General features: G+C 72.1%; 22 protein-coding genes. 5 read left to right on the plus strand and 17 right to left on the minus strand.

Going from position 1 to position 17838, the window contains the following annotated elements:
- Positions 1–36: 36 nt before the first annotated feature.
- Together ACYU7H_RS09635 and ACYU7H_RS09640 are read right to left on the minus strand one after the other, a co-directional pair.
- On the minus strand, positions 37–759 hold the full coding sequence (locus ACYU7H_RS09635) for a type III pantothenate kinase (RefSeq protein ID WP_460814270.1): 723 nt from the start codon (positions 757–759) through the stop codon (positions 37–39).
- Positions 756–1754 carry a biotin--[acetyl-CoA-carboxylase] ligase gene (locus tag ACYU7H_RS09640; protein WP_460814271.1) on the minus strand — a complete coding sequence of 333 codons (999 nt, stop codon included), beginning with the start codon at positions 1752–1754 and terminating at the stop codon, positions 756–758. The genes ACYU7H_RS09635 and ACYU7H_RS09640 overlap by 4 nt, the downstream gene beginning before the upstream one ends.
- A 185-nt stretch (positions 1755–1939) precedes the next feature.
- On the opposite strand from ACYU7H_RS09640, the gene ACYU7H_RS09645 reads away from it, so the two are divergent.
- Positions 1940–2233 carry a hypothetical protein gene (locus ACYU7H_RS09645; RefSeq protein WP_460814273.1) on the plus strand — a complete coding sequence of 98 codons (294 nt, stop codon included), beginning with the start codon at positions 1940–1942 and terminating at the stop codon, positions 2231–2233.
- Between the two features lie 6 nt (positions 2234–2239).
- Entirely contained in the window at positions 2240–2980 is a 741-nt protein-coding gene (locus ACYU7H_RS09650) for a M90 family metallopeptidase (RefSeq protein WP_460814274.1), read from the plus strand.
- A 12-nt stretch (positions 2981–2992) separates the two neighbouring features.
- Here the strand turns inward: ACYU7H_RS09650 and ACYU7H_RS09655 are convergent, their stop codons facing one another.
- The 8 genes from ACYU7H_RS09655 to ACYU7H_RS09690 form a co-directional block, all read right to left on the minus strand.
- Positions 2993–4393: an ATP-binding protein gene (locus ACYU7H_RS09655; RefSeq protein WP_460814276.1), complete on the minus strand. Its 1401-nt coding sequence runs from the start codon at positions 4391–4393 to the stop codon at positions 2993–2995.
- A 161-nt stretch (positions 4394–4554) separates the two neighbouring features.
- Positions 4555–5244, minus strand: coding sequence for a response regulator transcription factor (locus tag ACYU7H_RS09660; protein ID WP_460814278.1), 690 nt, complete (start codon positions 5242–5244; stop codon positions 4555–4557).
- A gap of 42 nt (positions 5245–5286) precedes the next feature.
- Complete coding sequence (locus ACYU7H_RS09665; protein WP_460814280.1) at positions 5287–5685, minus strand: PepSY domain-containing protein; 399 nt, start codon at positions 5683–5685, stop codon at positions 5287–5289.
- 163 nt (positions 5686–5848) lie between these two features.
- Positions 5849–6811, minus strand: a complete 963-nt coding sequence (locus tag ACYU7H_RS09670) for an arginine deiminase-related protein (RefSeq protein ID WP_460814282.1) — start codon at positions 6809–6811, stop codon at positions 5849–5851.
- Positions 6780–7730 carry a tRNA dihydrouridine(20/20a) synthase DusA gene (gene dusA / locus ACYU7H_RS09675; protein WP_460815030.1) on the minus strand — a complete coding sequence of 317 codons (951 nt, stop codon included), beginning with the start codon at positions 7728–7730 and terminating at the stop codon, positions 6780–6782. Before dusA ends, ACYU7H_RS09670 begins: the two co-directional genes overlap by 32 nt.
- 156 nt (positions 7731–7886) lie before the next feature.
- Positions 7887–8399, minus strand: a complete 513-nt coding sequence (locus tag ACYU7H_RS09680; RefSeq protein WP_460814283.1) for a GNAT family N-acetyltransferase — start codon at positions 8397–8399, stop codon at positions 7887–7889.
- Positions 8396–8803 (minus strand): GFA family protein, encoded by a 408-nt coding sequence (locus ACYU7H_RS09685; RefSeq protein WP_460814284.1) that lies wholly within the window; start codon positions 8801–8803, stop codon positions 8396–8398. The genes ACYU7H_RS09680 and ACYU7H_RS09685 overlap by 4 nt, the downstream gene beginning before the upstream one ends.
- Before the next feature lie 42 nt (positions 8804–8845).
- Positions 8846–9277 carry a copper resistance protein NlpE N-terminal domain-containing protein gene (locus tag ACYU7H_RS09690; RefSeq protein ID WP_460814286.1) on the minus strand — a complete coding sequence of 144 codons (432 nt, stop codon included), beginning with the start codon at positions 9275–9277 and terminating at the stop codon, positions 8846–8848.
- Positions 9278–9309: 32 nt separating this feature from the next.
- Here ACYU7H_RS09690 and ACYU7H_RS09695 point away from each other — a divergent pair, with 32 nt between their 5' ends.
- A complete protein-coding gene (locus ACYU7H_RS09695) occupies positions 9310–9645 on the plus strand; it encodes a hypothetical protein (RefSeq protein ID WP_460814287.1) in 336 nt (111 codons plus the stop codon).
- A 129-nt stretch (positions 9646–9774) separates the two neighbouring features.
- Here ACYU7H_RS09695 and ACYU7H_RS09700 read toward each other — a convergent pair whose 3' ends face one another.
- Together ACYU7H_RS09700 and ACYU7H_RS09705 are read right to left on the minus strand one after the other, a co-directional pair.
- On the minus strand, positions 9775–10239 hold the full coding sequence (locus ACYU7H_RS09700; RefSeq protein ID WP_460814289.1) for a hypothetical protein: 465 nt from the start codon (positions 10237–10239) through the stop codon (positions 9775–9777).
- Between the two features lie 130 nt (positions 10240–10369).
- A complete protein-coding gene (locus ACYU7H_RS09705) occupies positions 10370–11092 on the minus strand; it encodes an HAD family hydrolase (protein WP_460814290.1) in 723 nt (240 codons plus the stop codon).
- A 100-nt stretch (positions 11093–11192) separates the two neighbouring features.
- On the opposite strand from ACYU7H_RS09705, the gene ACYU7H_RS09710 reads away from it, so the two are divergent.
- Positions 11193–11408 (plus strand): hypothetical protein, encoded by a 216-nt coding sequence (locus ACYU7H_RS09710; protein ID WP_460814292.1) that lies wholly within the window; start codon positions 11193–11195, stop codon positions 11406–11408.
- Between the two features lie 22 nt (positions 11409–11430).
- Here ACYU7H_RS09710 and ACYU7H_RS09715 read toward each other — a convergent pair whose 3' ends face one another.
- Together ACYU7H_RS09715 and ACYU7H_RS09720 are read right to left on the minus strand one after the other, a co-directional pair.
- Positions 11431–11754, minus strand: coding sequence for a thioredoxin family protein (locus ACYU7H_RS09715; protein WP_460814293.1), 324 nt, complete (start codon positions 11752–11754; stop codon positions 11431–11433).
- On the minus strand, positions 11751–12629 hold the full coding sequence (locus ACYU7H_RS09720) for a L,D-transpeptidase family protein (protein WP_460815032.1): 879 nt from the start codon (positions 12627–12629) through the stop codon (positions 11751–11753). Before ACYU7H_RS09720 ends, ACYU7H_RS09715 begins: the two co-directional genes overlap by 4 nt.
- A gap of 496 nt (positions 12630–13125) precedes the next feature.
- Between ACYU7H_RS09720 and ACYU7H_RS09725 the strand changes: the two genes are divergently transcribed.
- Positions 13126–13458, plus strand: coding sequence for a hypothetical protein (locus ACYU7H_RS09725; protein ID WP_460814294.1), 333 nt, complete (start codon positions 13126–13128; stop codon positions 13456–13458).
- A gap of 45 nt (positions 13459–13503) precedes the next feature.
- Here the strand turns inward: ACYU7H_RS09725 and ACYU7H_RS09730 are convergent, their stop codons facing one another.
- The 3 genes from ACYU7H_RS09730 to ACYU7H_RS09740 all read right to left on the minus strand — a co-directional run bounded on the left by ACYU7H_RS09730 (position 13504) and on the right by ACYU7H_RS09740 (position 17519).
- Positions 13504–14310, minus strand: a complete 807-nt coding sequence (locus ACYU7H_RS09730) for a TSCPD domain-containing protein (RefSeq protein ID WP_460814296.1) — start codon at positions 14308–14310, stop codon at positions 13504–13506.
- Between the two features lie 112 nt (positions 14311–14422).
- The gene (locus tag ACYU7H_RS09735; RefSeq protein ID WP_460814298.1) at positions 14423–15088 is read right to left on the minus strand and encodes a hypothetical protein; all 666 of its coding nucleotides are present in this window, start codon (positions 15086–15088) and stop codon (positions 14423–14425) included.
- Positions 15089–15356: 268 nt separating this feature from the next.
- Positions 15357–17519 (minus strand): adenosylcobalamin-dependent ribonucleoside-diphosphate reductase, encoded by a 2163-nt coding sequence (locus ACYU7H_RS09740; RefSeq protein WP_460814300.1) that lies wholly within the window; start codon positions 17517–17519, stop codon positions 15357–15359.
- Positions 17520–17838 lie beyond the last annotated feature (319 nt).

Consider the following 17838-nt stretch of genomic DNA (forward strand, 5'->3'; position numbering starts at 1 on the left):
GGCCGCCGGCCCCGGCCGGTCGGGCGCCTCACGCCCTCAGCCGCGCCCCTCGATCGCGGCCATCGCGGCCAGGCCGTCGAGCACGAGCGACGGCCGCCAGTCCACGTCGCCGATGCGCCCCGCGAGATCCCCCGCGCCACCCCCGTGCAGGAGGACGCGCGGGGCGAGGCCGACGCGTGGCACGGACCATGCGCGGCTCTGTTCGACGAGGGCGATCGCGGCGCCCTCGCATCCCGAGGCGAGCGCGTCGGCGGTGTCGTCGGCGAAGGCGACGGGCGCGCCCCCCGTCGCGGGCAGCTGGGTCGCGCGGGCGTGCAGGGCCTCGCGCATGAGCGTCGGCGAGGGCGCGATCCTGCCGCCGAGGTGCCGGCCGTCCGCGCCGAGGAGGTCGATGGTCAGCGCGGTCCCCACGCCGACGACGAGCCAGGGGCCGCCCCCGCCGGCATGCGCGGCCAGCAACGCGAGGAACCGGTCGATCCCGAGGCGCCCGGGCTCCCGGTAGGCGATCCGCAGACCGCCCAGCCGCGCATGGGTCCGCACCACGCGCACCGCATCGAAGCGCTGCGCGGCGATCGCCCGGAATTCGTCCAGGCGCGCCGGCGACGCGACGCTGGCGACCCATGCCGTGCCGCCCTGCGGCACCTGCCCCGCCGCGAGGCCGGCGTAATCGAGACGATGCATCGCACCGGGCGTGCCATCGGCCTCCAGCGGCGCGAGCTTGATCCGCGTGTTCCCCAGGTCGAAGAGCCAGTCGCTCACGCTGGCCGTCCCGTGCCAGGGAGGCGGACGCTGACCTCGCCGGCATGGAACACATCCACGCCGCCGGTCTCCAGCCGGACCCGAAGCGCGCCGTCGGGATCGAGGCCCAGGGCCTCGCCGGTCACTGGCCCCCGGCCGGCATGCACGACCACCGCGCGCGAGCGGAGCGCGTCCAGCGTCGCGTACTCGGCCAGGAAGGGCGCCAGGCCCTCGGATTCGAACCGCGCAAGCGCCGGCAGCAGCGCCCCCAGCAGGGCGCCGGCCACGTCGTTGCGCGAGATGGCCGCGGGCAGCATCGGGGCGAGGTCCGCCCAGGGCTGGTCGATGCCGGCCGCCACGCCCTCCGGCATGTGCATGTTGAGGCCGACGCCGACGACCGCGCGCGCCGGTCCGGCGTGTTCCCCGCCGCCCTCCACGAGCAGCCCCCCGAGCTTGCGGAGGCCTCCGTCGCGCCCGTCGACCACGATGTCGTTCGGCCATTTCAGCAGCGCCCGGCAGCCCAGGCCGCGGAGCGCCGTGGCGACGGCCACGCCCGCGACCAGCCCGAGTCCCGCCAGCCGCGCGAGGCCGCCGCCGAACCGGCGGCCGACCGACAGGTACAGGTTCGCGCCCAGCGGCGAGGTCCACGCGCGGCCACGACGGCCACGTCCGCCGGACTGCCATTCGGCCACCAGGATCGCGGCGCCCTGCGCGGGCAGCGTCCCGCGCATCAGTTCGGAGTTGGTGGAGTCCAGCCGCCAGGCGACGTCGATCCGGTCCGCGAGGCCGCGGGCGTCCGCGGGCATGGCCGCTTCGATCCGGTCCCGATCGAGCAGGTCCGGCTCCCGCGGCAGGGAATAGCCCTGCCCCGGCGTGGCACGGACCTCGAGTCCGCTGTCGCGCAGTGCCGCGATGCGTTTCCAGATCGCGGCGCGGGTGACGCCCGCCGCCCGCGCGAGCGCGTCGCCCGACACGGGGCCGTTGGCCAGCGCGCGGACCAGGTCGGATTCATTCATGGGCAGCCGGCTTGGGTCGGGCCGGGGACGCACCGGCGGAAATGGTGGACATTATCGCAGGCACCCCTCGCCTCCAGCCGTCCGGAGCCATGCTGCAATGCAGCAGCCATGCCCCTGCGGCGACGCCGATTGCGGCGTATAGTGCCCGGACGATACCCGCCTGCCCGGCACCCTGGGACGCACTGATGTCCGGTCGCCTTTCCGCCTCGATGGTCCTGGTCGCCAGCGTCTTCGCCTGGCACGGCGTGCAGGCGCGCGAAATCGCGCTGCACGGTCCGAATGGCGACGGTGGCACCTGCGTCGCATCGCGCGGCGACGCCGCGGTCGAACCCGACGCGGCCGACGCCCGGGATGCCACGCCCGCGAAGCCGAGCGCGAAACCGGCCGCGCCACGCGCCGGTGGCGGCGGCAGTGGTGGCGTCACCCGGACCACGCAGCCCCCCCGCTGGCACAGCTTCCTCCCGGGCATGTTCCGCTGACGGCGCGTGCGCGCGCTGCTCGGCCGCTTCCTCCGACCACCACCGATCGATCCCCGGACGTGGGACGACGTTCGCGCGCGCGCAGCGTGGGTCCGCCGCCTCGGTGACGGAGACGACGCCGCCCTCGCCGGCCTGGCCGCGCGCTTCCTTGCGGAAAAGACCATCACGCCGCTCGGCGGGCTGGTTCTCGACGACCGGGACCGTGCGCTCCTTGCCGCCCTGTGCTGCCTCCCGCTGGTCCGCTTCGGCGCCGGGGGCTTGCGTGGCTGGTCGCAGTTGCTCGTCTACCCGCAGGCGTTCCGTGTCGAGCGCACGCACGTCGATGCCGCGGGCGTGCTCCACCGCTGGGACGACGAGCTGATCGGCGAGTCGTGGGAGGCGGGTCCGCTGGTCCTGTCGTGGGCGGACGTGCAGTCCGACCTGGACGAGCCGGCCGCGGGGTTCTGCGTGGCCGTCCATGAAATGGCGCACAAGCTCGACGCGCTCGACGGCGTGCTGGACGGCACGCCGCCGCTGCCGAAGGCCTGGCAGCGCACGTGGGCCCGCGACTTCCAGGCGGCCTACGACGCGTTCGCCGACAACGTGGACCGGGGGCGGGAGACGGCCATCGACCCGTACGCCGCGGAAGCGCCCGAGGAATTCTTCGCCGTGTGCAGCGAGTACCACTTCAGCGACCCGGCGCTGCTGGAACGGGAATTCCCGGCCGTGGCCGGCCACCTGCGCCGCCTGTACGGTGGCGCCGACTGACGCGCCCGCGCGTCAGAGCCCGGGCGGGATCTCGACCTCGAAGCGCGCACCGCCCAGTTCCGGCGCGCGATGCACCTCGAGGGTGCCGCGGTAGCTGCGCACGATGTCCTGCACGATCGCCAGGCCGATGCCGTGGCCCTGGACGCGTTCGTCGCCGCGCACGCCCCGCTGCAGCACGCGGTCGACCTGCTCGGCGGGGATGCCCGGTCCGTCGTCGTCGACCGCGAGCCAGAGCCCGGGACGCCGGCCGGGCTCGTTCGCGCCTGCGCGGACCGTCAGCAGCACGCGGCCGCGCGCCCACTTGAACGCGTTCTCCAGCAGGTTGCCCAGCAGTTCCTGCAGGTCCCCGACCTCGCCATGGAAGCGCGCGTCCTCGTCGAGGTCGAATTCGCAGAGCACGCCTTTCGTGGCGTAGACCTTCTCGAGGCCGCGCACGATCTCCTCGGCATGCATCTGCAGCGGGACCGGCGGGGCGAACAGCGCATGGCCGCCCGAGGCCGCGCGCGCCAACTGGTAGGAGACGATGTCGTTCATGCGGCGGACCTGGGTCGCGACCTCGTCCCGCAGCTCGACCTCGCCCGCGTCCGCGTCCAGGCGCGAACGGAGCACGGCCAGCGGCGTCTTCAGGCTGTGCGCGAGGTCCGCCAGGACGTGGCGATGGCGGTCCAGGTTCTCGCGCTCGGTCTCGATGAACGCGTTGATGCTCTGCGTGAGCGGCTCGAGCTCGCGCGGATGCCGCTCGCTCATGCGCGACAGCGCGCCGCGCTGCACCCGCTTGAGCTCGGCGACCACGCGACGCAGCGGCATCAGGCTCCAGCGCAGCACCGCCATCTGCAGCAGCAGCAGGATCAGTCCCGCGCTGCCGAGGTAGCCCCACAGCGCGCGCCGGAACACCGCGATCTGGCGGCTCAGCGTGGTGGTGTCCTCGAGGATGTGGATCGTGTAGCGGAACTCGGCCTCGGGCCGGTCCTGCTCGCTCCACACCAACCCGATGCCATAGCGGTAGGCCTGCGCGGCCTCGCCGCCGGTCTCGATGATGGGCAACGGCCCGGTGAACGCTTCCTGGCCCGGCGCGAGCATCGGCCCGGCGGGCAACCGCGGACCCTGCGCCGACGGCGAGTCCCAGTGCCCGTTCGGCAGCACCACTTCGGCATACAGCCCGCCCCCGGGCTGCTCGAAGCGCGGATCCGGCAAGGTGTCGGGCACGTACAGGCTGCCGTCGCGCAGGAACTCGATGTCGTCCGCGTAGGCCAGCGCGTAGCTCTTGAGGCGCTGGTGGAGATTGCTTTCCGCGGTACTCAGGAAGGCGCGGTCGAGCGCGAAGCCCGCCAGGGCCAGGAACGCCAACAACCCGAGGCTGGCCGCCAGCAGCTGGCGCGCCTGCAGCGAACGCGGCCGCGTCCAGCGGTTCATCGCGCCGCCCCACTGGCCGTGGGACGCGCGCCCGGGCGCAGACCGCGGGGCGCGGGCGGGGGCGTCCTGTTGGCGGGGCGGCAGGGCGTCACGCGCGCAAGCATACCGGCCGGCCGGCGCGATGCACGCGTGCCTTGCCGGCCATCAGGCCAAGGAAACGGTTACTCGTCCTCGCCGCTGCGCGGAATGGCGAACCGGTAGCCCCGGCCGCGCACGGTCTCGATCGGCTTCAGTTCACCCTCCGGATCCAGCTTCTTGCGCAGCCGGCCGATGAACACCTCGAGCACGTTCGAATCGCGGTCGAAGTCCTGCTGGTAGATGTGCTCGGTCAGGTCCGCCTTCGAGACCAGCTCGCCGGCGTGCATCATCAGGTACTCGAGCACCTTGTACTCGTAGCTGGTCAGGTCGACGTTCTGTCCGCTGACGCTGACGGTCTGCGCGGCGAGGTCCAGCGTGACCGGGCCGCACTCCAGGCTCGGCTTGCTCCAGCCGGCCGCGCGCCGCACGAGCGCGTTGATGCGCGCGAGCAGTTCCTCCACGTGGAAGGGCTTGACCAGGTAGTCGTCGGCGCCGGTCTTCAGGCCCTCGACCTTGTCCTGCCAGCTCGAGCGCGCGGTGAGGATGAGCACCGGGAACTTCTTGCCCTCGTCGCGCAGGGCCTTGATCAGCTCCATGCCCGACATCTTCGGCAGGCCGAGGTCGATGATGCCGATGTCGAACGGCACCTCTCGCCCCATGTACAGGCCTTCCTCGCCGTCCTGGGCCGCGTCGACCGCGTACCCTTCGCGCTTCAGGCGCGCAGCGAGGGTTTCGCGCAGGGGGGCCTCGTCCTCCACCAGCAGGATGCGCATCGCTTGCTCCGTGTCGTCATGCGGCCGTCGCGGCCACGATCGCTACAGGTTGGGATCGCCACCGTCGCGTGAACGTGAACGGGGATCGCGGTCGCTCCCGGACGACTGCGGATCGTCCCAGTAGACCCGGACGCGGCCCCGGTCGTCGATGACCTTCACCCGGTTGATCTCGCGGCCGTCGTAGCGCACGCGCTCGGCCGACAGCACCTGGCCGCGGGTGGCGCGTTCCACGCGCCTCACGGCGTCGCCGAGCGCGCGGTGGTCCTGCTGCGCACCGTGCGCGCGGTCGCGCGGCTCGGCCCGCGCCTCGCGTGCCCGGTCCTGCTGGCCACGGTCCTGCCGGCCACGGTCGCGCTGGGCCTCGGCGGTGGCCGGGACCAGGGTGGCCGCCCACAGGGCGACCAGCGATGCGGCGATGGCGGGACGGAGGGTGCGGCGCATGGTCGGGCTCGAACGAGCGGAAGGAGCGTGGCATCGCCAAGGGCGGACATGACGCAAGTCATTGCCACGTCGGGGATTTTCGTGACGACGCGGTGAATCCGGTCTGAACTTTCCCGGGTCGCCGCGCGGTCTTCAGGTGCGGTCCGGGTCGGACAGGGTAGCGCTAGAAGAGCTCGGCGACGCAACAGCGCAGCGATCCACCCGCGGCCTCGATCGCCTCGAGCGGAAGGGTACGCACGGAGAATCCGGCTTCCGCCAGCATCGCGCGCGTGGGTGCGGCCAGCGCGCGCTCGGCGCCACGGGCCATCCACACCGCGTCGGTCGCGAGCGAAATCGCATTGGCCGCGAATGCCGCATGTTCGCCGGGCGAAAGCAGGCAGGCATGCGGCGCATACAGCGCGGCGATCGCCCGGGGCACGCGCGGATCCGCGAATCCGTCGGGCGCGACGACGGCGGCGCGCCCGGCCAGGATCGCCAGCACCACGTTGGCGTGGTATTCGCCCGGCGCGAGGTCGAACGCCAGTGTCGCGCGCAGGCCGAACGCGTCGTGCATGAGGCGCGCGCCTTCCCCGTCGCAGCGCTCGGAAAGTCCGCAGAAGCCGATGCCGCGCGCGCGGTCGATCACCAGCGAACCGGTCAACTCGCACGGGTGGGGCTGCCGCGACAGGTCCACCAGGTCGCCATCCGCATGGGCGGCCAGGAATGCCCGGATGTCCGCGCGCGCCGCCTCGAGGCGGCGCACCGGGTAGCGCATGCGCCCCACGATCGCGCGCGCCCGGCCCGACGGGCGTCGCGTCGTCGCGAACACGTTGTTGGGGAACAGGCCGTCCGGCGCGGCGGCGTCGCCGCGGAAACAGGCAACCGGCAGGTCCGCGGCAAGGGCCTCGTGCAGCAGGCGGTGCTCGCGCATCGCGGCCCGCGCATCGAACCGGTCGGCACCCTGCATGTACCGGTTGTCGCGCGCCGAGTCGTCGGCGCGCGCGAACCCGTCCGGCGAGACCAGCAGCACGCCGCGGGCGACGGGCGCGCCGAAGTCGGCGGGGAGATCCCGCGCGAACCGGGAGAACGCGTCGACGTCGCGGGTGAACACCGGCTCAGGCCGCGTCGGCGTGGCGGCGGGTCGCATCGAGTGCCCGCTCGACGAGCCGCCAGTCGGCGCCGGGTCGATGCGCGCCTTCGCTCAGCACCTGCCGGAAGGCCCGTCCGCCCGGCTGCGAAGCGAACAGGCCGAGGACGTGCCGGGTGATGTGCTTGAGTTGCACGCCACGGGACAGTTGCGCCTCGACGTAGGGCCGGTACGCCCGCAGCAGGTCTTCCCGCGGCCGGGCGGGCCGGTCGCTCCACGCGCTGTCGATCTCGTGCAGCAGGTAGGGCGTGTGGTACGCCGCGCGCCCGAGCATGGCGCCATCCGCGTGGGCCAGGTGCCTCGCGGCTTCGTTCGCGTCCGCGATGCCGCCGTTCACCACCACCGCAAGGTCCGGCCGTTCGCGCTTCAGGCGCCAGGCCCAGTCGTAGCGCAGCGGCGGCACTTCCCGGTTCTCCTTCGGGCTCAGTCCCTGGAGCCAGGCGTTCCGCGCATGCACGACGAACACCCCGCAGCCCGCGGAGGCCACCGTGTCGACGAAGCCCCGGAACCGGTCCCAGTCGTGGTCGTCGTCCACGCCCAGCCGGCACTTGACGGTCACCGGCAGCGTCGACGGCACCGCCGCGACCATCGCGGCGACGCTGTCGGCCACGAGCCCGGGCTCGCGCATCAGGCAGGCGCCGAACCGGCCGGCCTGCACCCGGTCGGACGGGCAACCGCAGTTGAGGTTGACCTCGTCGAAGCCGGCGTCCGCGCCGATGGCGGCGGCGCGCGCGAGGAGGTCCGGCTCGCTTCCGCCCAGCTGGAGGGCGACCGGGTGCTCCACCGGATCGAGCGCGAGCAGCCGCGCGCGATCGCCGTGGATGACGGCGTTGGCATGCACCATCTCGGTGTAGAGCCGGGCTGTCGGCGCGAGCACGCGATGGAACACGCGGCAATGCGTATCGGTCCAGTCCATCATCGGGGCGACGGACAGGCGGATCGACTCCGGCGGTGGCGGGACGGGTGGCACGGGTTGGTGGCTTGCGCGCGGGCACGGCGGAAGGGCGGACGCGGCATTGTCCCCGATGCCGCCACGTTGCCCAAGGCGAGCGCGCGTGGCCGGGGTCGCCGCGGGTCAGTCCGCGGGCGGCTCGTAGACCATGTAGACGTCCGCGCGCGCGTAGTGGGAGCCGGGCCTCGGCGCTGGACGGTGCCTGAAGCCCACGCTTTCATACAGGGCGAGCGCCGGCCCCAGGCGCAGGCTCGACTCGAGGAACAGCTCCCGCCCCCCGAGCGCCCGCCAGCGCGCCAGGGCGGCCTGCATCAGGAGGCGCCCCACGCCCCGCCCGCGCATGGCCGGATCGACCGCCATCTTCGTCAGTTCGTAGACGCCCCCGCCTTCGTGCAGCAGCGCGACGGTGCCGACGGCCCGGCCGGCGTCGTCGATCGCGAACAGGATGCGCCCCCCGTCCGCGAGGATGTGGGTCTCCGGGTCGGACAATACCGTCCTGTCGACGTCCTCGACCACGAACCAGCGCTCGAGCCACTCCACGTTGAGCCGCATGAAGTCGGCGCGCCACCGGGCATCGAAGTCGACGATGCGGATGCCCGCCGACGCCGGCGCGCCATCGTCCACGCGATCGCTCACGGCCCGGAGAGATGCGCAAGCGCGGCGGTTTCCGCGTCGCGGTCGGCGTCGTGGAACGGCCGGACCTCCCAGCCCCGCAACGTGCCCGGATCGATGCAGCGCACGTCGACGCTCCAGCCGTCCGGATGGCTTCGCGGGACGTAGAAGCTGCGGATTCCGCAGTGCCGGCAGAACAGGTGCCGTGCCGTGCGCGTACCGAAGCGGTATTCCGACAGCGCCGCCTCGCCGCGCGTGAGCCGGAACCGGCTGCGGGGAACGACCAGGTGGAGGAAGCCGGTCATCGTGCAGATCGAGCAGTCGCACGACAGGACCAGCGGATGCGCCGGGGCGCGCACCTGGAAACGGACGCGCCCGCAGTGGCAGCCGCCGGCGTGGTCCACGCAATCGGTTCCATCGGGTTCCATCGCGGCAGTCTAGTGCCCCCCGGGGTCCGCCGGGACGGCGCCTCAGGGCAGGGGGAGGACCGGCTGCAGGTCGCGCGCGCCCGCGTCCCGCCAGGTGTCGCCACGGGGCGGGAACGGACGCAACCGCCCCCCCTCCCCCAGCACGAAGCGCCGCGCGCCGCCGTCCTCCGCCTCCAGGAGGAGGACGCCCTCCGCGAACGTCCATCGACCCGTCTCGACGAACCGATCGCCGCCATCCGCGGCGTGGTACGCCTCCTGGAGTTCGTACCGGGCCGCGCCTTCGGCGTCGCGACCCAGGCGCAACGCCATGTCGATCGCGGCGCAGTCCGCGCACGGCAGACGCCCCTGCCACACCCGTTCGGTGGATGCATCGAACGGTGCCGGTGGCGGCAATGGCGGGAGCGCCGGCGCGTCGCGTTGCCCGCACGCGGCCAGCAGCAGGCAACACGCGACGAGGAGGCCGGTCTTCCGCATGTCGCCGATTCTGCACCCGTTCGGGCGTTCAGATGCGCTTCAACAATCCACCGGGCGATGCACGTGACCGTGACGGGCTCGGGCGTACGTTGCAAACCAATGACGGCGATGGACGCCGTCCGCAACCGGGCAACGACATGAACGCCATCCATGCTCCCCATCTCGCCGCGCCCCGCGTGCCCACCCACGGCGCCGCGCCGCACGCCCCGCGACGCCGCCGTTGGGCGATCGGCCTGTCGGTGGCCGGCGCGTTCCTGGGCCTCTACGTCCTCGGACTCGTGTGGTTCGCCCACGCCCTCCAGGACGACATGCAGGCCACCCTGCAGCTCGCCCCCGCAGTTCAGGACACCGCCCACCGCGCGGAATGAACGCGGAGGGCCGTATCCCGCGGCGGCCCCGCCGCCGCCTGCCACCGGGGACGGATCACCGCACATGAAAAAGCCCGCGTCGTCGACGCGGGCTTTTTCTTCATCGGACGGAATCAACGCACCGGGCGATCAGTCGTCCCAGCGATCGCGGTCGTAGCGGTCGTGACGGTCATACCGGTCGTAATGGCCGTACCTGTCGTAACGCCGGTCATACCGCGGGTCGTAGTACTCCACCTTGCACTTGCCGTGCTTGTTGCACTTCGTGCGGCGGACGTCGCGGCTGCCCGGGCCGTTGCGGTAATAGCCGTGGGCCACGCCGTAGGGCGGCCCGCTGCGCCGGTAATGGTCCGCCGGCACTCGGCGGTAGTAGACGGGGTTGCCGTACCGGTCGCGCTCGACGATCAGGCGGTCGTCGTAGCCGTAGGAGCCGTGGCGGTAGTAGGGCTGGCCACCACGAAGCACCACGTCGGCGATGTCGACCAGCACGCGGGTGAGCGCATCCTGCGCCTGGGCCTGCGCCGGGACGGCCAGGCTGCCAACGCCCAGCGCGGCCGCGAGAACGGCGGGGGCGAGCCATCGGGTCGGATTGGCCATGGGATCCTCCTGTCGGGTCTTGCGCCACAGGTCGCGGCGCGGAGGGACAGGCTGTCGCCGCACCCTTGAACGGACATTTAACGCGACCCCTGGCGCCAGGCCATGGTTCAGGCCGGCGACCGGCATCGGTTCATCCCATCGACGCGATGGCGTCCGGGAGGTCGCGGGCATCGGCCACGGTGCGCAGGCGCGTCGCGGACACGGGTGCGTCGACTGCGGTTTCGTGCACCCAGGTCGCGTGGTAGGGCACGTGCGCCCCCCATCCGCCGAGCGCGACCACCGGGGCGATGTCCGAGCGCAGCGAATTGCCCACCATGGCGAATCGTGCCGGCGGAACCCCGAACTCCTCGAACAGGCGCAGGTACGTGGGCGGATCCTTCTCGCTGACGATCTCGATGCGGCGGAACAGGTCCGCCAGGCCGCTCTCGCGCACCTTCGCTTCCTGGTGGAACAGGTCGCCCTTGGTGATGAGGACCAGCGGGTGGGTCCGTCCGATCGCCTCCACCGCCTCGCGGATGCCGGGCAGGACCTCCACGGGGTGGCGCAGGAGCGACTTGCCGAGCTGCACCACGCGATGCAGGTCCGACGCCGCGATCCGCCCCGCGGTGATGTCCACCGCCGCCTCGATCATCGACAGGACCATGCCCTTCACGCCATAGCCGAACAGCGCCAGGTTGCCCTTCTCCACCGCGTACAGCCGCTCGTGCACGCGTGCATCGGCCAGGTCCACGTAGCGGCCGACCAGCGCCTCGAACTCGGCCTGAGCCTCGTCGTAGAAGTCCTGGCTGCGCCACAGGGTGTCGTCGCCGTCGAAGCCGACGAGCTCGATGCCGGCAGGTCCGTTCGTCTGCATCGCCGCAGTCTATTCGAGGCACGCGCGACGCCGGCACCGATCACGGGCACGCAACGCGTCCGGTCCGACCATGCGGGCAACCCCCGCTGCCCGTGCCGCCATGACCACGTCCACCCAGCAGACCGTGCTGTCGACGGAAGAGATCCAGGCCCTGCGCGCATGCGCCGACGGGAATGCCGTGCCCGCGGAAGCCCGCGAGGCATTGGCGGCGAAGGGCATGCTGGCCGGCGGGGACGATGCCGCGTGCCTGACGCCGGCGGGCCGCCACGCGCTGGACGTGCACACGCCGGGCAGCGTGCCCGGGATCGACACCTGACCAATCGATCCGACCGCCGCGCCTACGCCGTCGGCGGTTCCGCGAACAGCCGTTCGATCTCTTCCGCGCTGCCCGGTCGGACGGCGCGCGCAAGTTCCTCGCCCTGGCGGACGCGCACCAGCGTGGGCCACAGCTTGACGCGGAACGCGCGCCCCAGCGGGCGCCCCCGACCATCCTCGACCTTCACGTGACGGACGCCCGGATGGCGCGACAGCGCCGACTCGACGAGCGGGCGCGCCGCGATGCAGTGGCCGCACCAGTCGGTGCCGAACTCGAGCAGTACGTCGCCGGGCAGGGCGTCGAGCGCCTCGCGCGTCGGCTCGGGCCGGTAGCCGGCGTCGTTCATTCGCGGAAGAGGGCCGCCATGCCCGGCGACACCACGCGCGCGACCGCCTGCGCGCTCCAGTTGGTGAGGCGGATGCATCCGTTCGACTCCGTCTTGCCGATCTTGGCGGGTTCGGGCGTGCCGTGGATGCCGTAGTGCTCCTTGCTCAGGTCGATCCAGACCGTGCCCACCGGGTTGTTCGGGCCGGCGGGGATCTCCGCCTTCTCGTCGTCGGGATCACTCCCCGCGATGAGTTCCGGGTCGTAGTGCCACACCGGATCCTGGGCCACGCCGTTGATCTTCCATTCGCCGATCGGGAGCGGGAACTGCGCGCTGCCGGTCGTCACCGGGAACTGCGCGAGCACGCGGCCCGCGTCGTCCTGCAGCTGCAGCACGGCGTCGGACTCGTCGACGACCACCCTCGACGGCGTGGGCAGGCGCTCGCCGGGGGCGACCCAGGGCACGGTGATCGCGGTGCCCGCGGCGAGGCGGGTCCCGGGGTTGAGTTCCGCGAGCAGCGCCGGGCTGATGTGGAACTGCTCGGCGACCTTCTCCTCCACCGAGGCGAACGGCAGCGCGTCCAGTTCGGCCATGGCCTCCGGGTCGTCGGGCGTCGCGCGGAACGGGCCCGCCACGTCGGCTTCGGTCAGGGTGTGCTCGACCAGGATGGGCGCGTCGTCCTCCCGCAGCGCCTTCCACGTGGCCGCATCGAGTTCGCCCGTGGCGGGGAGGTCGTTCGCGGACTGGAACGCGGCGACCGCGCGCCGCGTGTTGCTGCCGCCCTGGCCATCGATCTCGCCCGGCGAGAAGAACGCGCGCTCGAGCAGGACCTGGGCGCGGAGGATGGCGTCCTCGGCGAGCGAGGCATCCGCGTCGGCGGCGTCGGGGGTGCGCAGCGGCGCCGGTTCGGCCGCCGCGGTCCCGGCCGCGGGCGACGCGCCTTCCGGGCCGCCGTCGCCGGCGGCGACCGGCGCGGGCGAGCCGGATTCGGACACCGGACCCTGGGGGTCGATGCGGCTGCCCGCCGCCACCGCCCCGCGGTTCGCCGCATCCACCGCATCGGCAGCATCGGCCGTGGCGTCCTCGCGCGCGGCCGATGCGTTCGTGGCGCCGGACACCGGCTCGACGGACGTTCCGCCATCGCACGCCGCCGTCGCGAGCGCGATGCATGCCAGGGCAAGCGGGGTTCGGTAGCTGCGGCGAACACGCATCGTTCTGCACCCTCGTAGGTCCGTGTAGGGGCGCATCGTCGTGGTGCGCGATGCGAGCCGGCGTGAACGCGGGCGCATCCGGAGCGGCGGGGTTCAGCAGGAGGCCCGGCGTGGCGGTGCCCTCACGTGCAGTGAACGCGCCGCGACCCAACGTGTCGTCGCGAGACGAGGAGTGCGCGGAATGGGGCCCAGTGGTCAGGACGAGTCGAGAGGACACGACGCGCGCGGCGCGTCGAATGGCGACGCCATCGACATCCTGGTCAGCCAGCTCGAGGCGCAGATGGCGGACCTGCAGTCGCGCCATCCGGGTTCGTTCGGCATCGCCGCGGCCTGGGCGGACCGCCACGACGCGATCCTGGCCGCCACGCCCCCCGACCGGCTGGACGAGGTGCGCGCGCGGCTTCGGCGCATCGGCATCCGCTGGGGCGTGGTGTCGGGGCCCCGCGTGACGCAGGAGATCGACGCGCTTCCCGCGCTGCCGCCACTGCACCGGCGGCGGCCACCGAAGCGCTAGCGCGGTGGCACCGCCGCGGCGATCACGCGCCGCGGCCCGTCAGCGTCAGCCGCACTTGCTGTAGCCGCAGTTCAGGCAGGTCGCGCAGCCGTCCATGATGACGACGGCCTTGGTCGAGCACTTGTGGCACATCGTGGCCGAGGGCGGGAACGCGGCGCCCTCGCCGGTCACCGCGACGTCCTCCTGCCGGGGCGCCTCGCGCACGCGCGGCTCGGGGAACAGCTCGCCGCTCGCGTCGTCCGTCAGCGCGGGCTCAGCGTTTTTTTTTTGCGTGGCCTCGTACGCCGCCCGCTTCTCGGCGATGAGCGCCCGCTGCGCGTCGCTCAGCTCCGGGTCGTGGATCATCCCGATGGACTTGAGGTGGTCTTCGACGATGCTGCCCAGTTCGGCGACCAGCGACGGCATGTAGACGCCACCGGCCTTGAAGTAGCCGCCCTTGGGATCGAAGACGGCCTTCATCTCCTCCACCAGGAACGTCACGTCGCCACCCTTCCGGAACACGGCGGACATGATGCGCGTGAGCGCCACGATCCACTGGAAGTGCTCCATCGACTTGGAGTTGATGAACACCTCGAAGGGCCGGCGCGATTCGTGCTCGGTCCCCGCGTTGAGCACGATGTCGTTGATCGTCACGTACATCGCGTGCTCGACCAGCGGCGACTTGATCTTGTAGGTCGATCCGATGAGCACCTCGGGGCGCTCGATCTTCTCGTGCATCTGGATCACGTTGTCGCGCGTCGCGGCGACGTCGGTCGGCTCGGCCGGCACGGCCGCGGACCTGGCGCCCTTCGCCTTGTCCTCCGGCGCGACCACGCTGTACCCCTTGATTTTCCTGTCGATCTTCACGGCCATCGGCCCGGCTCCTCGCGGTATTGCTGTTGCGTCCGTCTTCCGATGGCGTCCGGCGCGCGGGCGCCATCGGAAGACGCCGGCCCCCGCCCGTCGGGCGGGGGCCGCGTCGTGGTCAGGCGCCCGCGCGGGTGGCGGCGGCCTTGCGGGCGCCGGCCTTGCGGGCGGCCCCCTTCTTCACCGTGGCCGACTTGCGCGCGGCCTTCGCGGTGGACTTGCGCACCGCGTTCGCCGCCTTGCGGGCGGTCGACTTGCGCGCCGCGGCCTTCTTCGCCGGCGACTTGCGGGTCGACTTCTTCGCCGCGGCCTTGCGGGCCGGCGACTTGCGCGCCGTCGCCTTCTTCGCGGGCGACTTGCGTGCGGACGTCTTCGTCGCGGTCTTCCGGGCGGTCGTCTTGCGTGCGGTCTTCTTCGCCGTGGCCTTCCTGGCCGCAGGCTTCCTGGCCGTGGTCTTCTTGGCCGCCTTGCGCGTGGACTTCTTCGCGGCCGCCTTCTTGGTGGTCGCCTTCTTGGCCGCCGCCTTGCCGCCCTTCCGGCCGGCGGTCTTGCGCTTGAGCTCCGCCGACTCCTTCTTGGCGGCTTCGCTCGCGCTCACCAGCTTGCGCTTGGCCTTGTTCACCGACTTCTTCACCGTCTTGCTGGCCTTCTTGGCGCGCTTGCGCACCGTGGCGGCGGCGCCGCTGGCGGTGGAGGCGATCGCGCTGCCCAGGTTGCTCGCGGTGTCCTTCATGTTCCCGGCGGCCTGCGAAAGAGTCGCCGTTACTCCGTTGCCGTTGCTCATTTGCCCTCCTCGTATGGGCGCGTGCTGTTGTAACGAACTTGGCTATACCCGCCGTGCGCGTTGCGATCCGTGAACGCGACGCGCGCGGGGCCGACGGAGACAGGCGATGGCAACCGGCCGCGATGCCATCCGGGGACGAAGCCGGCCGCCCCCCAACCGTTGCGCCATGGACCGGCGCCTCGACCGGCGCGCGACCGCCGTGTCCGGTCGCGCCCGACGCGAGTGTGCCGCGACCCGCGCCGGGAATCGAGGGGGGCGGCGCGCCGGTTCAGAACTTGCCGTAGTACCCCTCCTTGAGGGCGTCGAAGAGGTTGGCGGCCGTGTGCATCTCGCCGTCGTACTCGACCTGCTCGTTGCCCTTCGCCTCCACCACCGTGCCGTCCTCCAGCTCGAAGCGGTAGGTGGTGTTCTCGAGGTCGCGCTCCTTGACCAGCACGCCCTGGAACGCGGCCGGGTTGAAGCGGAAGGTGGTGCACCCCTTCAGCCCCTGCGCGTGGGCGTAGGTGTAGATGTCCTTGAAGTCCTCGTACGGGTAGTCGGTCGGGACGTTGGCGGTCTTGGAGATCGAGCTGTCCACCCACTTCTGCGCCGCGGCCTGCACGTCGACGTGCGCCTTCGGGGTGATGTCGTCGGCGCTGATGAAGTAGTCCGGCAGCCGGGCAACGTCGTCCTCGGCGAACGGCATCGCCTTGGGGTTGACCAGCGCGCGGTAGGCCAGCAGCTCGAAGCTGAAGACGTCGACCTTCTCCTTTGTCTTGCGTCCCTCGCGGATCACGTTGCGGCTGTAATGGTGGGCGAACGACGGCTCGATGCCGTTGCTGGCGTTGTTGGCCAGCGACAGCGAGATCGTCCCGGTCGGGGCGATGGAGCTGTGGTGGGTGAAGCGCGCGCCGGTCGCCGCCAGCGCGTCGACCAGCGCCGGCGCCACCGAGGCCACGCGCTGCATGTAGCGGCTGTAGCGGGCGTGCAGCTCGCGGCCGTGGATGGTGTCGCCGACCTTCCAGCCGTCGCGCGCCATCTCCGGCCGCTTGCGCAGCATGCCGGCCGTCACCTCGAAGGCCTCGTCCATGATCGGCGCCGGGCCCTTCTCCTTCGCCAGCTCGAGGGCGACCTCCCAGCCGGCCAGCGCCATCTCGCGGGCGACGCGCTCGGTGAACTCGCACGAATCCGCCTCGCCGTACTTCATGCGCAGCATCGCCAGCGTGCTGCCCAGGCCGAGGAAGCCCATGCCGTGGCGGCGCTTGCGCATGATCTCGTCGCGCTGCTGCTGCAGCGGCAGGCCGTTGACCTCGACCACGTTGTCGAGCATGCGGGTGAACACCCGCACGACCTCCCGGTACTCCTCCCAGTCGAACTCGGCGCGGTCGGTGAACGGGTCGCGGACGAAGCCGGTCAGGTTCACCGAGCCCAGCAGGCAGGCGCCGTACGGGGGCAGCGGCTGCTCGCCGCATGGGTTGGTGGCGCGGATGTTCTCGCACCACCAGTTGTTGTTCATCTCGTTGACGCGGTCGATCAGGATGAAGCCCGGCTCGGCGTAGTCGTACGTCGAGACCATGATCATGTCCCACAGGTGCCGCGCGCGGATGTGTCCGTAGACCCTGCAGGCCACCAGGCCGTCGTCGCGCGACACATAGCCGCGGTGCGTGGGCCACTCGCGCCAGACGACGGCGTCCGCGTCGGCGAAGTCGACCGCGTCCTTCTCCTTCTCGTTGATCGGGAAGACCAGCGGCCAGTCGGCGTCGTTGGCGACCGCCTCCATGAAGCCGTCGGTGATCAGCAGCGACAGGTTGAACTGGCGCAGGCGACCGTCCTCGCGCTTGGCGCGGATGAAGTCCTTCACGTCCGGGTGCGACACGTCGAAGGTGCCCATCTGCGCGCCCCGGCGACCGCCGGCCGACGACACGGTGAAGCACATCTTGTCGTAGATATCCATGAAGGACATCGGCCCGGACGTGTACGCGCCGGCGCCCGCGACGAAGGCGCCGCGCGGGCGCAGCGTGCTGAACTCGTAGCCGATGCCGCAGCCCGCCTTGAGGGTCAGGCCGGCCTCGTGGACCTTCTCGAGGATCCCGTCCATCGAGTCCTCGATGGTGCCGGAGACCGTGCAGTTGATGGTGCTGGTGGCCGGCTTGTGCTCGAGCGCGCCGGCGTTCGACGTGATGCGGCCGGCGGGGATCGCCCCGCGGCGCAACGCCCAGAGGAACCGGTCGTACCACTTGCGGCGCAGCTCGCCGGTCGGCTCGGCGTCGGCGAGCGCGCGCGCCACGCGCTGGTAGGTGGCGTCGATGTCGGCGTCGACCGGCTCGCCCGCCTTGGTCTTGAGCCGGTACTTCTTGTCCCAGATGTCGGCCGACGCCGGCTGCATCGGAATCTCGCGCCCGGTCCCGCCGGCCATCGCGTCCACCGCCCGAAGCGTGTTGCCCTTGCTCATCCTGTCACCTTCTCCCGTTGCCTGGCGCGGAGTGGACCCCGCGTCGTTCCTCGTGTCCGCTGGCGGCGTGTGGCCGACCGACGGCGTCGCCGCGCCGGGGTCGTCCCCGTCGCGCCCGAAATGCGCTTGCGTTGCCTCCGCGAAGGCCTCCTCGTCCCGACTCATCCTGCCCCCCGCAGGTTGCCGAACTCAGGCGGGCGGGCCACGTGGCACGGGGCGTTGCGTGGACCGGCCATGCCCCGGCTGTCCACAGGCTTATCCCCAATGCTTGGGCTCGCTTCATGGCGCCGACCCCAAGATGTTGTGGCGGCGCGGGGAC

The sequence above is a fragment of the Luteimonas pelagia genome, from assembly GCF_054776035.1.